Genomic DNA, 17,832 nt, shown 5'->3' with positions numbered 1-17,832 from the left:
GCTTATGCCTTTCGAGCGCGAATTTGCAGGTAGGGCGCGGCGTTCCCGAGCGTGGCGCCCGGCACCGTCAGCCCCTCTTTGAGGGCGGCCTTGATCTCGGCCTTGTCAGGGATCGCGGGCGGCGTCCGCATGAAGCGGGCCGGCACTTCCCCGGTGATGACGACGGCGGGCGCGCCTTGTGCCCAGCCGATGGTGTGATGGTCGGTCTGCACGCCAGCGGCGCCAGCCTCGATCATCGCGTCCAGCAGCGCCTGCCGGATGCGCTTGGCGTTTTCGGTCGCGGAAGCGGCGGCTTCCTCAAGGGAGAGGATCAGCGTCCCAGCGGCACGGAACGCCCCGAGCAGGTCCGGCGCATGATCCACATCGGCGGCGGCCATCTGGGCCAGCGCCGGCAGGGTGTCGTTGCTGGCCAAGGGCACGCAGGCGTTGCGAAGGGCTTGGAGGATGGGGGCTGCGTGGTCGGCCATCAGCCCAGCCCCGCCCGCGAGATGCTGAACGGCACGGCGTGCATTCGGGCGCGGGCTGCATCGGCGGCAGCGCGGGCACCATTGGTGCCGCGTGCCACGCTGCCAACAACCTCCAGCGTCGCCACACGCTCCGGTGCCGCCCAGTCAGGCAGAGTGATGACCAGCGCGCTGCCTTGAATGACAAACGGCGCGATCTCTGCCCGCATCGACTGAGCCAGTGTCAGACTGTCCAGCGCGACGAATACCGACCCCGTGCCGTCCTTGGTGTTCAGCGTCATCGCGCGTTTCTGCGGCGGCGCCAGGGTCAGGCGAAGCAGGCCGAGATCGCAATCGCGTTCGATCTGGATCTTAGCGCCGTGGTCCCATCCCATCTTGGCCAGCAGCGATTTCGCCATGTTGATGACCAGACGGTTGCCAGCGTGCGAGCCGGTCTTGCGCCAAGCCACGGTGACTTCCGAGCCGGGCCCGGCAGAGCGGCCCATCTTGGGTTCGATGATCTCCCAGGCCATCACACCACCTCCGCGATCAGGAACCGGCGCTTGGCCTCGACGTAGAGGCGCGCCCACATCCGCCGCTCGCGCTTCTCACGGGCGTGCAGCGCGCTGCGGCGAAGCTGCTGGAGGTAGGCGTTGCGGCGCCAGGGCAGGGGCATCTCGTCGATCACACCCACGAGCTGATCCCCCACGACACGACCACGAAGGTCCAGAAGCCCAGGATCGCGGCGTTGATGATGCCGGTGGCCGCATCAAGATCGTGCGGCACCCGGTCGCCGTTGCCCTTGTAGGCGGCGCGGTATTCTTCGACGGTCGGGATCACGGGCACGCCGAAGTTCATGCGGGAGATCGTGGTCATGCGCCGGCACTCCGCAGGGAGGTGAGGATGGTGTGGGTGAAGTCGGCGTCGGCGCGATGCGTGGCCACGACTTCGGGGAAGCGGACGCTGTCGATGGCGTCAGCGGTCTTGACCGCATGCGCTTGGCTGTCCTCAACCAGAGCCTCGACAAAGAACCACTGCTCGGCACTGAGGGTGACGGTGCGGGTTTCGAGGGTCATGCCGCAGCCCCCTTCGCCTTCGCGATGGCGGCGCGGGCCTGCGAGCGGACAGCCTGATATTCTGCCTCGTCCTTGTCGGTGACTTCGAGCTGACAGTGACGACCGCAGTAGGACTGGTCCGCCACCCCATCCAGCAAAGCCTCCAGCGCCGCCAGCAGGTCCGGGGCCGCCGCGATCAGGCGGGCGTTGGCTTCGGCCATGCAGGTGACGGACCTTGCGTCATCCTGTCCCCACACTTCACACAGTTCGAACATCCGGCCGTCAGCAGGATCAATGGCGTCAACGCAGAGAATGCCGTTGACCATGCTTGTCCCGGTGACCCAAGGCCCCGGCGTGTGCTGCGCGCTCACAGCCCCACCCCCAGCGCATAGCCCACGAACACCGCGAAGCTGAGCAGGATCGAATTGATGATCCCCTTGGCCGCATCCAGATCATGCGGCACCCGGTCGCCGTTGCCCTTGTAGGCCGCGCGGTACTGCTCGACGGTCGGCGTGATCACCGGCCCGAAGTTCATGCGGGAGATCGTGGTCATGCGACGGCACTCCGCAGGGAGGTGAGGATGGCTTGGGTGAAGTCGGCGTCCTGGCGGGCCTGGGCGGCTTCTTCCGGCCAGCGCTCAGCGTCGATAGCGTTGGCGCGTGACAGGGCCTCGGCGTGATCGTCCTCAGCGTCGAGGATCACGTGACGCCACTGCTCGGCACTGAGGGTGACGGTGCGGGTTTCGAGGGTCATGCCGCCGCTCCGGGGTTCGACGGACTGAATTCCCACTGAGCGGCGTTGCGCGCATCATGCAGATACGCATGAACTGTTGTCGGCATGGGCCGACCCGCTTTGCTGTTCCAGCGCAGTTGCCAGCGCAGGGGGCGATGGGAGCCAAGGTCAGTGATCTGACCAACCTTCACACCGTCCAGCAGGACTTGCCGAAAGCGTGTGAACGTCACCTTGCCTGTAAGAGCGCTCATGCCACCGCTCCCGCCAGCAGAGCCGCCGCAGCGCGCATGGCGTCCAGCGCAGCCTGTGCCCCCACGCCGTCGCCATCGCGCACGGCATCGTCCAGGGCGCGGAGAACCGCGGCGTGCGCGTCCTCCAGGCTGTCGCGGGTGATGTTGCGGCTGTTCGCCGCGTCGTAGTCGTCGAACAGCGCCCGCTCAGCCCGCGTCAGGGGGCGATCAGGGCCATGCTCGATGGAAATGTTGTCGGGGAGATACATGTTCATGACACGTGGCTCCAGGTGCGGCCCGTGCGAACCGACCAGACTGCGGTTGGAGATACGCCAAGCTGTTTGGCCAGCGCGTTACCGGGCAGGGCGGAGGCGCGGATGTGCTTGACGGCCGCTGGATTTAGCTTCGCTTGCCCGTGGCGTTCGCCAAGCACCGGCGCGGTGCGCGACCGGCCTTTGGCAAACATGTCTGCGGTGTTTTCAGCGCGCGTGCCGACGAACAGGTGGTCGGGGTTCACGCAGAGCGGATTGTCGCACTTGTGCAGCACACACAGACCGACAGGAATAGGCCCGCGATGCATGGCCACAGACACGCGGGGCGCGACGAAGCGAACCAGACGAATTTCGAAGGTCGCTGCCGTATAGCGCGGGTTGCTGTAATCAGCGCGACCCATCCATAGCCAGCAGCCGCTATTCGGCTCAGGCATGGTCCGATCAAGGAAACGGGGCATGTGACGCCTGAGCTCAACCATCTGAGCTGGGTCACTGAGAATGTCTGTCTTAGACATCGGGCGGGGCTCCTGCGGCGCTGTGCCGTAGGAATAGGAATAGGACTAGGAAAACTCCTATGCAATAGGAAAATGCCTATCATGCCGACATAAAAAAGCCCGCGCTAGGCGGGCCTTATGCAAAGCTAGAGGTCGGCTAAATCCACCTAAACCCTTTTGCCATCAACCCGGCAAGACCGAGAGCAACAGCTATAATGGCACCAAAGGTGATCCGGAAATCTCGATCATGCCGCTCGCGAGCAGCCTCAAGCTTAGTCTCGACCGTTGTTTTGAGACCGCGGATCTCCGTCTTGATCTCCGTCAAGCTTTCCGATGTTGTTCTGGCAATCTGCTCTAGAACGGCAATTCGTGCTTCCATTCCAGGATCTTCGGGCCCACCACCTGAGGGATTAACAGGTCCGAAGCCTCCACCCCCAAAACGTCCACGCCCAATGACATTATCGGGAGGGTTATAATCAGGGGCACTCAAGACTCGTCCTCCCCACCTTTTCGAGCGAGCCAGAAATCGCGCACCGATTTCTCGGTCAATCCGATCCTGGCAGCACGATCGGCTATAAGCTGAAGGTCAGAGAAAATCTCGGCGCTCTCGGAGAGATTTACCTCTGGAACGGCGAGGAAGTTCTTATTTAAGAAGTTTATTAACCGCATATTCTGCAATGCTAGGCCATTTACCTGAACTACAAGAAAATTGAAGTCTCTCTCCAACTCCTCAAACGATCTATTTTTCTTAATTTCAGGCACTGGTTCTTGAGGGTCTGACATTTAATCCTCGGTATTCGATTATTGGCCGATGCTGCTGGTTCAGATCCGACGCCCTACCCAGATCACCCGACCTATGATGTTGATCTCATCCTCTGCCCGCTCGTACTCGTTGTGCCGCGCTGTGTTATCCGACATGAGCCTGAACCTCGGCGGGTCGCTGTTCGGGATATGCTCCAGCCGCTTCACCACCACGCCTATGCCATCCCAAAGGGCGAACAGGCCAGGCGGGGAGGGGCGGCGGTCGCCCAGGTCCACCATGACGCGGTCGCCCGGCTCCAGGGTCGGCTCCATGCTGTCGCCGCGGACCTCGATGATCCGCGCCCGCTCACGTGTCGTGTGGAGTTCGCCTAGGAGGTAGCTGTCTGGAATGCCCCAGGTGTCGCGGATCACATCAGCCGAGATGCTGCTGATGCCGTCAGGGCTCCATGCTTCCATCTCGCCATCTCCGGCAGATCCTGCGCCTAGGATGGCGTCGATCTCGGGAACGCCATTCAGGGCAGGGGTGATGGACGGATCGGATGGGACCGTCCGAGGCTTCGTATCATTAGCGGGGTACTTCATGGGCGCGCTCTCGGCCGCCTCGCGCGGGCTCAGTCTAAGCTCGTCTGCGTGGATGCCGAGCAGGGGAGCGAGCCGTTCCCGGTCCTTTTCCTTCAGCTCCACGGGCACGCCGCGCCTCATATACTGCTGAAGATAGGCGTGATTGCGCCCCATCTTCTGCGAGAGGCTCGATAGGTCGACGTCCAGCTCCACGAGCTTCTCGTCGATAAGCTTGCGTACCCGATCCATAGGATTAGTCCTACTGAAGCTTTGCATGGGATGCGAATAGGCATTTGCCTATTGACTGCGGCAGGAATAGTCCTATCGTAAGGTCATGCTCACCCAAGCGGACCTTGTTAAGGCGGTAGACCGCCATCTCTCGCAGGCTCGGATCACCCCGACCGCCTTTGGGCGTAAGGTCGCGCGTGACCCGAACCTAGTCTTCGACCTGCGCGAGGGCCGCAGCCCGCAGATGCGCTTGGTTGAGCGGATCATGGCGGAGATAGACAGCGTCCCGGTGGACGCCTGATGGCCTTCCCGCCGCGCCCTCATGGCCCACTGCCGCCCGAGACCCTGGCGAAGCATCGCGCTTCGATGATGGCTCACTGCGTGCCGGGGCAGTCCTACCCGACCGCCGTCATCTGGTCGGCAGATATGGACGCGGCTCTGCTGCGTGTTCTCGGCGAGGGGCGCGGCATTGTTGCCGCCGGCCGCGTGGTCGGTGTCACCGCGCATGCGATCAAGAGGCGGTTCGCTCTCCTGCGGCCTGGGGTTCCCGTGCCGCTCGGTAAGCGGGGCGTTCCCCGCGGCCTGTCCGCTGATTACTGGCCTTCCAACGGCGAAGGGGGAGCGCGCCAACGCTCCCCCATCAAGGCCGTCACATCTGAAGATCAACAGCGTCCTCTGCATGCCCAAGCTTATGCAGAGGATCACGCACACCGTGTTGAGCAATCCACACAAGGCACTGTGCATGTCGCACACCGCTGACCCCGCCCACGAGACCACCGATTGGGTCCGGGTGTCAATCGGCGTGCAAAATTGACCCTGGATCGGCGCGCAAAAATGACCCCGGTTGCGGGCGCGGTGATGGGCTAGTTGCGGTTTCTGAACCGCCAGCTGGCGTTGCCGGTCTCGATGATGTCGCAGTGGTGCGTCAGGCGGTCGAGCAGCGCGGTGGTCATCTTGGCGTCGTTGAACACCGTCGGCCATTCCGCGAACAACAGGTTGGTGGTGACCAGGATCGAGGTCTGCTCGTACAGGCGGCTGATCAGATGAAACAGCAGTTGACCGCCTGACTGGGCGAACGGCAGGTAGCCGAGCTCGTCCAGCACCACGAGGTCGAGACGGGTCAGCTGCTCGGCCAGGCGGCCGGTCTTGCCTGCGCGCGCCTCGGCTTCCAGGCGGTTCACCAGGTCGATCACGGTGTAGAACCGCGCCCGCCGCCCCAGGCGGATGCAGCTCAGCGCGATGGCCACGGCCAGATGCGTCTTGCCCGTGCCGGTGCCGCCGACCAGCACCGCGTTGCGCTGATCATCGAGGAACGCACCGGTGGCCATCTCCCGCACCAGCCCCTCGTTGATCGGGGTGTCCGCGAAGTCGAACTCGGCGATCTCCTTGATCAGCGGCAGCTTGGCCACGCCGACCTGATAGCGGATCGAGCGCGCCTGCTTCTCGGTAATCTCGGCTTCCAGCAGAGTGCCGACCAGCTGCTGCGCCGGATACTGCCGCTTGAGCGCGGTGCTGAGCAGCTCGTCATAGGCGGCTTTCATGCCCACCAGCTTGAGCTCGCTCATCAGCTCCAGCACCTGATGTCGTTCCATGACTTTGGCTCCTGAGGGTGTCGTAACGGGCGCAGTCGGCGATCGGCTCATGCCGCAGCCGCAATGCGTCGGGGGTGGCGATGTCCGGCGGGGTGGTTGCGGGACGCTGGCGCGACAGGGCGTTCAACACCACATCGCTGCTGCACAGGCCTGCCGCGAGCGCCTCGGCGCAGGCGGCCTCCACGGCGGGCAGACCGTCCAGGGATACAGCCTGCAGGATGGCCACCATCTGCCGGTCGCCATCCGCGCTGCCACGCAGCCGCCCCTGCACACGGCCCAGAGCGCCGGGCAGCACCCAACCCTTGAACGGGGCACCATTGCGCAGCGCACCGGGCTTGCGCGCCAGCACCGGCACGTAATGCCAGGGATCGTAGACGATCTGCTCGCGGCCAAAGCAGCGCGGATGCTCGCCGACCACCTGTCCGTCCTGGCGGATCAGGATCCGCTCGGCATAGGCATGCACCTCGACCGGCCGCCCGACCGCCTGCGCCATCACCGAGTAGCGGTTCTTGTCATAGGCCACGAGGCAGGTTTTGGAGACAGCTGAGGTGCGGGCGTTGAACCCGTCGAACGTCCCGACATAGGGCACCAGGGCCGGACGCTCCTGCTCGAACATCTCCCACACCGGGCAGTCGCGGCGCTCGGGATGCGGGTGGCTGCGGGCGTAAAGCACGCATTGCTCGAGTAGCCAGCCATTCATGTCATGCAGCGAGGCGAACTTCAGGCGTGGTTTAAAGAACCGGTTTCGCACCAGGCCGACCTGGTTCTCCACCTGACCTTTCTCCCAGCCCGAGGCCGGTGTGCAGGCCGTTGGCTCGACCAGGTAGTGGCTGCACATCTGCAGGAACCGGCGATTGAACTGTCGCTCGCGCCCAACCCCGACGACGTCGACGGCTGTACGCATGTTGTCATAGATGCCGCGCTGACAGGTGCCGCGGAAAAACGCGAACGCCTTGTCATGCGCATCGAACACCATCTCCTGGCTTTCGCGCGGATAGGCACGCACGAACAGCATCCGGCTGTGACACAGCCGCATCTGCGCCACCCGCACCGCGACCGTGGCGCCATGCAGCACCACGACCTCCTGCGACCAGTCGAACTGGTACGCCTCGCCAGGCTCAAAGCTCAGCGGGATATAGGCGTCTGAGGTGGCCGTGCCACGCTGCCGCTGTCGCGCCCGGGCGTAGCGGCGCACGGTATCGTAGCCACCGGTGAACCCCTGCTGCTGCAGGTCCTCAAACACGCGGATCAGATCGAGCCGCTCGCGACTGGGCAGCCGCTCATTGGCGCTGAGCCGCTGTTCCAGCAACTGCGTCCAGGCTCCGAGCTTGGGCCGCGGCTGCACCTGACGCTCGTAGGTGAAGGCTGTCTCGCCCGAGCGCAGCACCCGCCGCACCGTGTTGCGCGCCAGACCCAGCTCGCGCGTGATCTGCTTGATCGACTTGCCGTCCACGAAATGCGCCCGACGCACCCGGGCCATCATGTCCACCGTCAGCATCCCCCCGCTCCCCCTCTGAGGAGGGGCAGCATCTCAAATTTGGGGGGTCAGTTTTGAACGCCGATCACCCCGCCAGAGGGGTCAATCTTCCACGCCGATCCACAGCCGCCCTCTGCGGGCTGCCTATGCTGAGTTTGGCCGGGTTGCGGAACTGCGAGTGGCAAGTGCCCCGCTGTCCAGCAGCACCCGACTGACCCTTTCGCTCCGTGATGCTTCAGCTGACTTGGGGGTCCCGGTGTGCAGCACCTATGCGGGGACCGGCGGGCTTGAGGGCGATGCCAATCTGGCCGGCAAGGCGCGGCCCCTCATGCTCGGTGTGAAGCGCAACCTTGCGCCACAGCCGTTGCTAGCGGCGTCCCTGGTCTGGCAGATCGGCGGCGGGCCACTGGCTGAGGTGGGCGGGGTCAGGGACCGTGGGATCGGACTGGCCGGAACCAGCGATTATCCGACCCTGGCTGCGCTGCTGGCGGCCTCTGTGCCGGCGGGGCGTTTCGCGACCTGCCTAACGCAGGGGCTCATCAAGCTCGGCAGCCCTCCCGCCGGCCAGGTGACGGTTGACGCACGGTCGCCAGGAGACACCAGCCACGCGGCCATTGCCCTGGCGTTGCTGCGCGGCCCGGGTGGTCTGAGTGATGACCGGATCAACTCGGCCAATTTCGGCGCCCTGGTGCCGGGTGTGGCTGGGTTCCTCTGGGCAGGTGGGACCGTCACGCAGGCGCTGAATGATGTGGTGACGGCGGGTGCTGGCTGGTGGGGCTCGGATCGCCTCGGGCGCATCACCGCCGGCCGCTTGCTGCCCCCTGATGCCGTGGCTACGCAGGTGACCTTCGAGCGATGGATGCTGACAGCCGAGCCCTCAGAGATGGCGGGTACGGCGCCGCGCTGGCGGCAGCGGGTGGCCTATCGGGCTCTAGGGGTCACGCAGACGGCAACCGACCTGGCCGGGCTGGTGGCCAGCGACCCGGGGCTGGTTGCCTACTTTGGCGCCGCCTACCAACTGGCCACGGCTTTCGATACCGCCATCTCAGCGGCCTATCCCTCGGCTGTCGATCCGGCCCCGCTGATCACCGGTCTCGACAGTGAAGGCGACGCTGCGGCGGTCGCCACGCAGCTTCTGGCCCTCCACGGCGTGCGCCGCCGGCGCTGGCGCGTGCGCGTTGGAAAATGGGGGAACTTGGTCGACCTCGGCAACATCGTGGCAGTCGATCATCCGAAGCTGGCTGACCGGAACTGGATCGTGGTGGCGGCTGATGAGGCGGGTGACGACAAGACCCTGACCCTGTGGGGATGACATGCCAACTTTGATCTCCCCTCTTTCCTGGGCCGACATGCCCGGTGTGTCGATCGAGACGGATAGCGAGGTGGTAGGGCTTGGCGTCCGGGCGCTGCTGACGCCGGTGCTAGGCGAGCTTTGGCGGACAGGGGCAGGCGTGGGCGGGGTGCGGACGCTGTCTGTGGACCTCGGTGCATTCCGAGAGGTTCGCACCGTAGTCCTGGAGGCGCCGCGGGACGGCCTGCTGCCTGAGGCGGGGGCGGCTATCCAGGTGCAGCTGTCTGCGCTCGGCATGGGGCAGGCTGAGGCGGGCTATTTCTCTGGCCCCCTGGCGTTGCCGGCTGGCTATTGGGGATGGGTGCTGCAGGATGCGGTAATGGCGCGCTATCTGCGTCTGCGCCTGACCAGCGCGCAGCCCTACTTGCAGTTCGGCCGCTTGTGGGTCGGCGGTGGGCTCTGGTGCCCCCGCAACTTGTCCGAAAGCGGATACGATCCGACAACCAGCGATACCGCCGCCATGGCGACCCTCCGCCGCATGCAGGTGACGCTGCCTGGGCTGACGCAGGATCAGGCGGACCAGCTGGACGACATCGGCTTCGCGGCCGGCACCGAGCGCCAAATTCTGGCGATCGCACGGAGCGAACGGGTCACTCGAACCACAGTCATTGGCAAGCTGGTCGCTATCCCGGCCGCCAAACCCCGGCAGGCGTGGAATGCGGGCGGCCTTATGCACACCGCCACTCTGACCATCCAGGAGGACCGCTAATGGCGGACCAAGTTTATCTGCTCGATCGGGTGCGGGTTGCCACGGTCTCGGGTGGAACGGGCGCGCTGACGATTGGCGCAGCCCCGTCCGGCTATCTTACGCCATCACAGGCCGGCGCGCAGTCTGGACGCCGGTACACATGGCTGTGCGAGACGGAGGATGGTGTCACCTGGGAAGTGTTTGAGGGCGTCTATACCGCCGGCAGCCCTCAGACCATCTCGCGCAACCGGACCATCCGCAACAGCAGCGGCGGAACATCAGCCGTCAACTTCGATGCCGGCTCGACCAAGCGCATCACCTGCGTAGCGGTCTCGGATCGCCTTCCTTACTACGACAGCGATGGCAAGCTGCCCGGCGCGGCCATCCCCCGCCGCGTCGTGCTGATGGGCGCTGACTGGAACGGCTCGGTCAACCTCACGACGAGCGATACCGCCTTCGTGGTGGTGGGCCTCGCCCTGGACACCAAGGCCTTCAAGATCACCGTCCAGGCGCGCCTGGAAAGCGGCTCCGCCACAGCGACTACGGTGTCCCTGACGGCTCTTCTTCGCGATGCCGGCGACACGACGACCACCGCGACGCTCGATCTCGGCCGCGCCATCGTTCACAGCGCGAACTCCCGCTATGTGACCCTGACGGGGCAGGCGCAGTACGGCTTGCCCACCGGGCCAAACGGCCAGTTTCTGCGCTTCGTGGCGAAGATCGATCAGAGCGTCACGCCGATCGCTATCTATGAATACCGCGTGATCGTCGAATGCTTCCAGGAGAGCTGAGATGCCGACCGCCCGGTATGCCAATGCCGATCGAACGGACGTGCTGCTGATCCAGGATGATGGTCTGCGGCTGGCTTTGAAGCCGGATAACCCGCTGCTGGACGGCACGGAGATCGGCCCATACGAGCCACCAGAACTGCCCGTGCCGGATCTGACGCCGCTTCAGCTTCGCCAGGGTCTACTGGGGGCCGGCATGCTGGATGAGGTGGAGACGCTGATTGCTGCCGGTGCGGTGGAGCTTCGCTTGGCCTACAACCACGCCTCCATCTTCGAGCGCCATCACCCGATGATCGAAGCCTTAGCCGATCAGATCGGCCTGAGTGACGCCGCCGTGGACCACCTGTTCCGGGCCGCCGCCGCGGGCTGAGGCCCGCTTCTGACCCTCTGACAATCTGGAGAATGCCATGTCGGGCAGTCTGTCCGTGCAGGTCGCTGCGCGCCTGCGAACGGGCGCCTACGCCTCCCGCCGTGCCCCCCTGACGCACGCCGGCGAGGCTGTGCGGTGGATCGCGGAGTTCGTAGGTGCCGAGCACCAGGAGCCGCTGGAGGTGGGCGCCGTGAACTTTCGCTGGGCGGCACCGGATGGAAGCGCCCACGACCTGCCCGCAGAGCGGCTGTCCAAGGGCGTCTACGCCTGCGTGAAAGTCTGCGGCATCCCGGGCGGTTGGGGCGTGGTGGCCAGCTGTGAAGTTGGCCCCGCCATCGCATCGCATTCCTTCGTCGTGGGCGCCTTGCCGGGTGGCCCACTCCCTGTCCCCGATGTCCTCAGCTTCAACGGTGTTCCGCTGAGCTTCGTCGGCACCCCGGCGACCTTCGCCATCTAACACCTCGCCGCCTCTTCCCGAGCCAACCCTACGCGACGCCGCCGGCGCCGCGCTTTCCCGCATGGAGATGGCCCATGGCCGACCCCACGTCCCCCGGTAACCTGGCGCTGATGCGTCGCGTGACTTCGCTCGACGGCATCACCGAGTTGTTCGGGATGACAGCGACCGAGATGGTGCGCATCCCGCCTGGCCTTCTGACCGGTAGCCTGCCGGCACTGCCTTCGGCGTCTGTCAGCGGCTATGCACTGGTGCAAGGGCAGCCCGCGACGTTCGACGTCGCCATGACGGGCATCGCGACCGTCTGGGCCGTGCTGCGGCGCCTGGGTGTGGAAGAGGGCGTCCGTGTGCAGCGCTCTGGCAATGGCCCCGTGGTGCTGACCGCGGGCAATGCCGGCAGCTACACGGCGGCACTCTATGACGCTGATGCTGGCGGCTCGCTGCTCGCCGAGACCAGCGCCTTCGCGGTCGCCGCGCCTGCTGCCTCCGCCATTATCACCGGCAGCGCTCCGACCCAGGGGCAGTCCGGCACCTTCACCGTGGACCTGAGCAACATCGCAGCCGCCTATGTGGTGCTGGTGCGCGCTGGCGTGGAGGAAGGTGCCCGCGTGGCCCGGGTCGGCGATGGCACGGTGCTGCTGACCCCGCTGGGGACCGGCTCCTACGCGGCCCGGGTCTATTCGGCGGCAGGTGGTGGCGTGGTGCTGGCCGAGACGCCAGCCTTCACCGTGGGCGCCGCGCCCCCGGCCGGTACCATCAACACCCCGGGTGGCACGATCTACACCGGTGCGCCGATCGATCTCAGCGGCAAGCTGGAGAATGCCACGGCTGGCTATGTCGCCCTGGCCAGCGGCAGCACCGAGGGCGCCCGGCAGGCAGTGACGCTGAGCGGCATCAACTGGACCGGAACGCTGACGGCAGCGAGCGCCGGCACCTATACGGCGCGGCTGTATGCGGCGGCCTCGGGTGGGGCGGTGGTGGCCGAGAGCGCATCCTTCGCCGTCGCCCTGGCGCCGGTCACGGCGACCATCAGTGGCAGCGCCAGCACCGCCGAGACGGCCGCCACCTTCGCGGTCACGGTGTCGGACGGCAGCACCGTCTATGCTGTGCTGGCGCGGAGCGGCACCGAGGAAGGCAATCGGGTGGCGCGCGCCGGCAACGGCAACGTCAGCCTGACCCCGCAGCTGTCCGGCGCCTACACCGCGCGGGTCTACTCGGCCTCCACGGGCGGCGGCATGCTGGCGGAAACGGCGCCCTTCACCGTGACCCTGCCGGCGCTCCAGCCGCAGCCCGACACGGCGAGCATGGCGGTGTTCGGTGACAGCATGACCGCCCGGTCCAGCGCGGTGAACTCGACGCTGACCAACCTCTACAACAACGGCTTCGACAACTGGCTGCGGGCCCTGTCCAAGCAGCGCCTCGACTTCCGCGCGGCCAACAACTACGGCGTGTCGGGCAACACCACCGCGCAGATGCTGGCTCGGGTGGGCGACGTGGTGGCGGCCGGCCTGCCGGTGATCCGCTTCCTGGGCGGCACCAACGACGCCAATGCCGCCGTGCCGCTGGACACGACGCTGGACAACTACCGGGCCATCTTCGCGCAGCTTCGCGCGGCGCCGGCGACCCAGCTCATCATCGTCATGGCGGTGATGCCGCGCTCCTTCTGGCAGGACACCTCGCAGGCCACGCCGGGCGCGGCCAAAATCCTGCAATACAACAGCTTCCTGGCCGACTACTGCGCCACCCACAGCAAGATGCTGTTCGTGGACACCTACGCGGCCTGGAACAACGGCAGCGGCGCGCCCAAGGCCGGGTTCACGGACGAGGGCCTGCACCAGACGGCGGCCGGTGCCTACGCCGGCGCGGTGCCGATCCTGGCGGCGCTGAACAGCCGGGGCCTGCTGAGCGGTGCCGGGTGGCTGTCCGATATCAATCCGCTGACGCTGTTCGACGCGACCAACGCGCCCTTCGGCAACAAGCTGCTCAACCCTGGCCTGTCGGGCACGGCGGGCACCATGGCGGCCGGCGTCACCGGGCAGGTGGCGGATAGCTGGCAGGTCACGTCCACCGTCACCTCGGGCCAGACCGGCACCATCGTGGCGTCCAAGGAGGCGGCGACGGACGGCCTGGGCGACTGGCAGGTCGTGACCTTCACCAACCGCGTCGGGTCCAACGAGCAGGTCACGCTAACGCAGTCGGTGACGGATGCCTCCAAGTACGCGGCGGGCGAGACGGTGCGCTTTGGCGTCGAATACGAGGCCAGTGGGCTGGTCAATGTGACGGGCATCAACATCCGCCACACCGACACTCCGGGCAGCGGCGGCACCAACGTCGATGTGCGGGACATGACCCCGTATCTGACGACGCAGGCCGAGGCCACGCCGGACCATTCGGGCGTGCTGCGGGCGCCGGCGCGGACCATCCAGACCATTGCCGGCAGCGGCGCGCTTCAGCGGGTCTACGCCTACGTGACCCTGTTCAGCAGTGCCAGCGGCGGTTCCAGCGGCAAGGTCCGCTTCCGCCGGCCGGCACTGGTGCGGGTATCCTAATGGGGAAGGGGAGGCAGCGCCGCAGTGCGCTGCCTCCATCAGTTTGGCTCGTGCTCTAGGAACGCCTGCTGCGCGTCATCCAAGGCCTTCTTGATGTCTGCGGGAGCCTGATCCCCCAGCACCTGCCGCACCTCAAAAACCACTTCCGGGGACGCCCGGCGCAGCATGGCCAAGATCACGACTTTAAAAGCTTCGTCCATTCTGTCCCCCAGACATCCGGCAAAAGATTTTTGCCTGGCGAGAATACTGTTATCGCTTTCCCCGCAAATTGAATAGCGGGACCATTCCGTTGAGTGTCAAAACCGAAACGATCATTCCCGGCACAAGCCGTTATCCCCGGCAAATTGGATCGATTCAGCGAACGGGCATACCCAACTGGAACCTATCTGACGGAACGCAAAGTACCTTTGATCAGAAATTTCAGACGTGCACGGGCATTATTGGCGTCACGATGCCCGAAATCGAGTGGTCTAACGTCGGTGCAAGTAATCCACTCGCGGCAGGGCCTAATCCCATCATACTGCGCGCTAGCATTGAGTACCCCGCACGAACGTTTACGCCGATCACTTGGGGGCATGGTCTGCGTGATGTCACAATAGATCCCGGTGTCACAGTTCGAAGTTGGCCTGTACCAATCACTATCCCCCCTCATACCGAATACGTAATCCATCAATTTGTTACCGTGCCGATAGGCGGTAGATGGGTGACTAGTGTCTACCGCGGTTCGGGGCCGTGCTTTGCTTCTCCGGGCGTAGATCGAACGATGGGGGGTGGCGGCCCTTATACGGATCGAAACGCCATAGTAGCTTTTGGTCCAAGCAACATTTTCGGACGACCTAACTCAACCACGATGGTGGTGAATGGCATCTCGTTACCAGTCACTTCGACATTGGTACTAGGTGATAGCATCAGCGTCGGAACAGGAGACGGCATTGCTACAGGGGAGGGAATTTCACCTCCCTACGGTACGCGCGGGTTCATCGCTCGATCATTGTTCGGACTGGGTTTGCCATTCATTAACAATGGCCGTGGTGGGAATAGGATATCGATCGATGGCAACCTCGCAAATAGTTGGCGCCGCCTAGCGCCATTGGACCAATGCCGAGTTGTCTTGTGCAACCTAGGAACGAATGATAGCGGCGGCTCTCTAGCTGCCTTCCAAAATAGCTATGCATCTCTCAATCGGGTTGTCGTGTCGTCTGGTGGCAAGCTGATCCCCTGTACGCTCGGGCCGCGTACCAATGCCACCAATGACGGCCCACTTCGGAATGATACCACCAATCGAGAGTTCATCGACGTAGCCAATGCATGGTTACGAACGAACCCGTTTGGGAATGGCTATTTCGACCACAGCGCCGCCGTGTGTGACCCGTCTGACCAGACGCGATGGAACCCATCGTTCGCTGTCCCGGCATCGTTCGATGGACTCCACCCGATGCCTGACGCGCACCGCGCTAGCGCAGCAGCGCTCAGTGCGAAGATAGCGAATTTCATCATGTAGGAACCCAAATATGCGCTCTGAGATTGTTGGCGATGCGCCGGACATTTGGATGTCCGGCGACAAGCCATGGATGCAGGACTGCTTTGCAAGCAGCGGAGCGGTATTCTGATGGCTACTTCCCTCGCGAAGAAGACCGTCGACATGGTGGTGGCCGCAGCCGCTGTCGCCATCGATCCGCTGTTGCAGAAGGCGATGGCGCCTCTCGTCGAGCAGGGCAACGTCCTGGCCGCCGAGGTCGCGCAACTGCGGGCGCAGATCGCCGCGCCCCAGCCCAGCACGCCCCCGGCCGTACCCGATGCACCGCCGGCGTCCGACCCGGCGCCCGCGTCCGGCTGTGTCGTCACCGTCACCAGCCCCACCGGTGCCGCCTGGCGCTGGGATGCCACAGCCGCCGCCAAGGCCGACAGCCTCGGCCTGCGCACCATGACCGAGGTGCCGGCCGAGATCGTCGGCTGCACCTCGCTGCGACTGGTGGCCGATCTCGGGCCCGGTTGGGCCGTCGTGGTGCCGCGCAACGACATCGCCATGCGAGCTGGGGGCGGGGTGGCGCGCTACTCGATCCAGGTGGAGCTGGATGGCGCCGTGGTGCTGAGCGAGCGCGACATCGTCCACACACAATACCGCGGCCAGCGGCCCTATCGCCTGGGTAAGCTGCCGGCGTGGCCGCTACCCAGCACGGACAGCCTGATCCGGCAGGGGCTGGTAGCCCGCTACAAGCAGGCGCCGGTCAGCGCCGACAAGCTGGCGGGTTGGGCCAAGGTCATGGCCGACCCCGACTGGCAGGTGCGGGACAGCAGCCGGGGGATCGAGCCCAACATGCCGGGCACGGGCGGGCGCGATGACATCGGCCCCGCCACTGCGGCACAGGCGGCCTACTTGCAGGCCCGCGACCCGGCGGTGCTGGACTACATCGTCGGCCAGGCCGAAGCCGCGACCACCATCCCCTGGTCCATCTGGGACGCCAAGGCCGGCTCCTGGCTGTCAGTCGAGAACTGGCCGCGCCTGTGGACGGACGGCCGCGGCGGCGAGCCGGGCAAGGGAACCCTGCTTCAGCCCATCGATAATGGCTGGTGGAAGCCCGAAAACGCCCATCAGCCCGACCCCAGCTTCGTGCCCTACCTGCTGACCGGCGAGCGCTGGATGCTGGACAACCTGCAGGCGCAGGCGGCCTGGAACATCCTGGTGCAGTGGCCCGACACTAGGGCGCCGAGCGACATGAACGTGGTTTACGGCAACCAGCTGCGCGGCGGCGCCTGGGCCCTGCGGCAGATCGACGAAGCCGCCTGGGCCAGCCCGGCCGGCAGTCCGGAGAAGGCCTACTTCAGCAAGGCCTCGGCCGCCAACTGGTCGTGGCTGGTGTCGATGATCCCCAGCTGGAGCAAGGAGCAGGGCGAGGTGCAGGGCTGGGTGCCGGGGGTCTACGGCACGAACGGCGCGGTTGGCCCCTGGCAGCAGGACTACTTCGCCTCCACCACCCTGGCGGCGGCCCGCCGCGGCAATGCGGACGCGCTCACCGTGCTGCGGTGGACCCGGAACTTCCTGGTCGGGCGCTTCGCCAAGCTGGGCCACGATGGCTGCGCCTACCTGCTGGAGGCCTACAGCCCCGACACCGGCGTGTCCTACGACACATGGGACAAGGTGAAGGCCGGCACGAAGGCCCGTGGCTGGTCCAACGACACCGGCTGGGCCAAGAGCGACGGTAACTACCCGCAGTGGGCCCGCTTCACGCTGCTGGGGCTGGCCGAGGTGCTGGGCGATGCCGAGGCCGGCCAGTGGGCGGCGCGGCTGGTGGCCGAGAAGGCGCCCTATGTCGATGATGCGGCGTTCGCGAAGGATCCGCTGCTGCGGGTGGTCGCGCTGTGAGCGGGATCTTCGGCAACTGGCGGCATCCGATGCGCTACCCGGAGTTCATGGAGTACGGCATGGCGCTGGCCGGCTTCGCCCAGACGCTGATCGCTTGGTACATCGGTGCCGCCGAGCTGGGCACGCGGCACAGCCTCATCTGGACCATCGTCTTCAATCCACAGACTTGGGGAAGCATCGGCGTCACGCTGGCGCTGTTGCACCTCTACGGCTTGTGGCTGCCGGCCGGGCGGCTCGGCCAGTGGATGCGCCTGACAGCGGCCCACCTGTCCTGCGCCTTCTGGATGCACTTCGTCGGCACCACCACCGCCCTGGCGCTCTGGGACGACAACGCGACGATGCCGACGCTGGCCGCCGCCGCCCTGGTCGCGCCCTACTCGGCCTTCGTGGTGTGCGTGCGGCTTCGCAAGGAGTGGCAGTGA

25 protein-coding genes are annotated in these 17,832 nt (G+C 65.6%); 9 read left to right on the top strand and 16 right to left on the bottom strand.

Annotated elements, in window-relative coordinates; translation table 11 throughout:
• Nucleotides 1-2: 2 nt before the first annotated feature.
• The 15 genes from IAI59_RS15010 to istA all read right to left on the bottom strand — a co-directional run bounded on the left by IAI59_RS15010 (nt 3) and on the right by istA (nt 7,867).
• Nucleotides 3-467 (bottom strand): siphovirus Gp157 family protein, encoded by a 465-nt coding sequence (locus IAI59_RS15010; RefSeq protein ID WP_207419035.1) that lies wholly within the window; start codon nt 465-467, stop codon nt 3-5.
• Nucleotides 467-976 carry a hypothetical protein gene (locus tag IAI59_RS15005; RefSeq protein WP_207419036.1) on the bottom strand — a complete coding sequence of 170 codons (510 nt, stop codon included), beginning with the start codon at nt 974-976 and terminating at the stop codon, nt 467-469. The genes IAI59_RS15010 and IAI59_RS15005 overlap by 1 nt, the downstream gene beginning before the upstream one ends.
• Complete coding sequence (locus tag IAI59_RS15000; RefSeq protein WP_207419037.1) at nt 976-1,137, bottom strand: hypothetical protein; 162 nt, start codon at nt 1,135-1,137, stop codon at nt 976-978. The genes IAI59_RS15005 and IAI59_RS15000 overlap by 1 nt, the downstream gene beginning before the upstream one ends.
• Nucleotides 1,128-1,319: a hypothetical protein gene (locus IAI59_RS14995; protein ID WP_207419038.1), complete on the bottom strand. Its 192-nt coding sequence runs from the start codon at nt 1,317-1,319 to the stop codon at nt 1,128-1,130. Before IAI59_RS14995 ends, IAI59_RS15000 begins: the two co-directional genes overlap by 10 nt.
• Nucleotides 1,316-1,519: a hypothetical protein gene (locus tag IAI59_RS14990; protein ID WP_207419039.1), complete on the bottom strand. Its 204-nt coding sequence runs from the start codon at nt 1,517-1,519 to the stop codon at nt 1,316-1,318. Before IAI59_RS14990 ends, IAI59_RS14995 begins: the two co-directional genes overlap by 4 nt.
• Nucleotides 1,516-1,824, bottom strand: coding sequence for a hypothetical protein (locus tag IAI59_RS14985; RefSeq protein WP_207419040.1), 309 nt, complete (start codon nt 1,822-1,824; stop codon nt 1,516-1,518). The genes IAI59_RS14990 and IAI59_RS14985 overlap by 4 nt, the downstream gene beginning before the upstream one ends.
• Nucleotides 1,825-1,865: 41 nt before the next feature.
• A complete protein-coding gene (locus IAI59_RS14980) occupies nt 1,866-2,051 on the bottom strand; it encodes a hypothetical protein (protein ID WP_207419041.1) in 186 nt (61 codons plus the stop codon).
• Nucleotides 2,048-2,251, bottom strand: a complete 204-nt coding sequence (locus IAI59_RS14975; RefSeq protein WP_207419042.1) for a hypothetical protein — start codon at nt 2,249-2,251, stop codon at nt 2,048-2,050. Before IAI59_RS14975 ends, IAI59_RS14980 begins: the two co-directional genes overlap by 4 nt.
• Nucleotides 2,248-2,481, bottom strand: coding sequence for a hypothetical protein (locus IAI59_RS14970; protein WP_207419043.1), 234 nt, complete (start codon nt 2,479-2,481; stop codon nt 2,248-2,250). The genes IAI59_RS14975 and IAI59_RS14970 overlap by 4 nt, the downstream gene beginning before the upstream one ends.
• Nucleotides 2,478-2,735: a hypothetical protein gene (locus tag IAI59_RS14965; RefSeq protein WP_207419044.1), complete on the bottom strand. Its 258-nt coding sequence runs from the start codon at nt 2,733-2,735 to the stop codon at nt 2,478-2,480. The genes IAI59_RS14970 and IAI59_RS14965 overlap by 4 nt, the downstream gene beginning before the upstream one ends.
• On the bottom strand, nt 2,732-3,247 hold the full coding sequence (locus IAI59_RS14960) for an HNH endonuclease signature motif containing protein (protein ID WP_207419045.1): 516 nt from the start codon (nt 3,245-3,247) through the stop codon (nt 2,732-2,734). Before IAI59_RS14960 ends, IAI59_RS14965 begins: the two co-directional genes overlap by 4 nt.
• A gap of 136 nt (nt 3,248-3,383) precedes the next feature.
• Nucleotides 3,384-3,605 (bottom strand): hypothetical protein, encoded by a 222-nt coding sequence (locus tag IAI59_RS14955; protein ID WP_207419046.1) that lies wholly within the window; start codon nt 3,603-3,605, stop codon nt 3,384-3,386.
• A 443-nt stretch (nt 3,606-4,048) separates the two neighbouring features.
• Entirely contained in the window at nt 4,049-4,798 is a 750-nt protein-coding gene (locus tag IAI59_RS14950; RefSeq protein WP_207419047.1) for a S24 family peptidase, read from the bottom strand.
• 842 nt (nt 4,799-5,640) lie between these two features.
• Nucleotides 5,641-6,369: an IS21-like element helper ATPase IstB gene (istB, locus tag IAI59_RS14945; RefSeq protein ID WP_207419048.1), complete on the bottom strand. Its 729-nt coding sequence runs from the start codon at nt 6,367-6,369 to the stop codon at nt 5,641-5,643.
• On the bottom strand, nt 6,302-7,867 hold the full coding sequence (istA, locus tag IAI59_RS14940) for an IS21 family transposase (RefSeq protein ID WP_207443809.1): 1,566 nt from the start codon (nt 7,865-7,867) through the stop codon (nt 6,302-6,304). The genes istB and istA overlap by 68 nt, the downstream gene beginning before the upstream one ends.
• A gap of 235 nt (nt 7,868-8,102) precedes the next feature.
• On the opposite strand from istA, the gene IAI59_RS14935 reads away from it, so the two are divergent.
• The 6 genes from IAI59_RS14935 (at nt 8,103) to IAI59_RS14910 (ending at nt 14,046) form a co-directional block, all read left to right on the top strand.
• Nucleotides 8,103-9,158, top strand: a complete 1,056-nt coding sequence (locus tag IAI59_RS14935; protein ID WP_207415539.1) for a hypothetical protein — start codon at nt 8,103-8,105, stop codon at nt 9,156-9,158.
• Nucleotide 9,159: 1 nt separating this feature from the next.
• Nucleotides 9,160-9,906 carry a hypothetical protein gene (locus tag IAI59_RS14930; RefSeq protein WP_207415540.1) on the top strand — a complete coding sequence of 249 codons (747 nt, stop codon included), beginning with the start codon at nt 9,160-9,162 and terminating at the stop codon, nt 9,904-9,906.
• Nucleotides 9,906-10,676 carry a hypothetical protein gene (locus IAI59_RS14925; RefSeq protein WP_207415541.1) on the top strand — a complete coding sequence of 257 codons (771 nt, stop codon included), beginning with the start codon at nt 9,906-9,908 and terminating at the stop codon, nt 10,674-10,676. Before IAI59_RS14930 ends, IAI59_RS14925 begins: the two co-directional genes overlap by 1 nt.
• A 1-nt stretch (nt 10,677) precedes the next feature.
• A complete protein-coding gene (locus IAI59_RS14920; RefSeq protein WP_207415542.1) occupies nt 10,678-11,043 on the top strand; it encodes a hypothetical protein in 366 nt (121 codons plus the stop codon).
• A 37-nt stretch (nt 11,044-11,080) separates the two neighbouring features.
• On the top strand, nt 11,081-11,500 hold the full coding sequence (locus IAI59_RS14915; RefSeq protein WP_207415543.1) for a hypothetical protein: 420 nt from the start codon (nt 11,081-11,083) through the stop codon (nt 11,498-11,500).
• A 74-nt stretch (nt 11,501-11,574) separates the two neighbouring features.
• The gene (locus IAI59_RS14910) at nt 11,575-14,046 is read left to right on the top strand and encodes an SGNH/GDSL hydrolase family protein (protein WP_207415544.1); all 2,472 of its coding nucleotides are present in this window, start codon (nt 11,575-11,577) and stop codon (nt 14,044-14,046) included.
• A gap of 38 nt (nt 14,047-14,084) precedes the next feature.
• Here IAI59_RS14910 and IAI59_RS14905 read toward each other — a convergent pair whose 3' ends face one another.
• Complete coding sequence (locus tag IAI59_RS14905; protein ID WP_207415545.1) at nt 14,085-14,246, bottom strand: hypothetical protein; 162 nt, start codon at nt 14,244-14,246, stop codon at nt 14,085-14,087.
• Nucleotides 14,247-14,497: 251 nt separating this feature from the next.
• Here IAI59_RS14905 and IAI59_RS23465 point away from each other — a divergent pair, with 251 nt between their 5' ends.
• The 3 genes from IAI59_RS23465 to IAI59_RS14890 all read left to right on the top strand — a co-directional run bounded on the left by IAI59_RS23465 (nt 14,498) and on the right by IAI59_RS14890 (nt 17,832).
• Nucleotides 14,498-15,547: an SGNH/GDSL hydrolase family protein gene (locus IAI59_RS23465; protein WP_419556598.1), complete on the top strand. Its 1,050-nt coding sequence runs from the start codon at nt 14,498-14,500 to the stop codon at nt 15,545-15,547.
• 108 nt (nt 15,548-15,655) lie between these two features.
• The gene (locus tag IAI59_RS14895) at nt 15,656-17,410 is read left to right on the top strand and encodes a hypothetical protein (RefSeq protein ID WP_207415547.1); all 1,755 of its coding nucleotides are present in this window, start codon (nt 15,656-15,658) and stop codon (nt 17,408-17,410) included.
• Nucleotides 17,407-17,832 carry a hypothetical protein gene (locus IAI59_RS14890; RefSeq protein ID WP_207415548.1) on the top strand — a complete coding sequence of 142 codons (426 nt, stop codon included), beginning with the start codon at nt 17,407-17,409 and terminating at the stop codon, nt 17,830-17,832. The genes IAI59_RS14895 and IAI59_RS14890 overlap by 4 nt, the downstream gene beginning before the upstream one ends.

This window comes from Roseomonas haemaphysalidis (assembly GCF_017355405.1).
Classification (GTDB): Bacteria; Pseudomonadota; Alphaproteobacteria; order Acetobacterales; family Acetobacteraceae; genus Pseudoroseomonas; species Pseudoroseomonas haemaphysalidis.
This window is presented reverse-complemented; position numbering and strand designations above follow the sequence as displayed.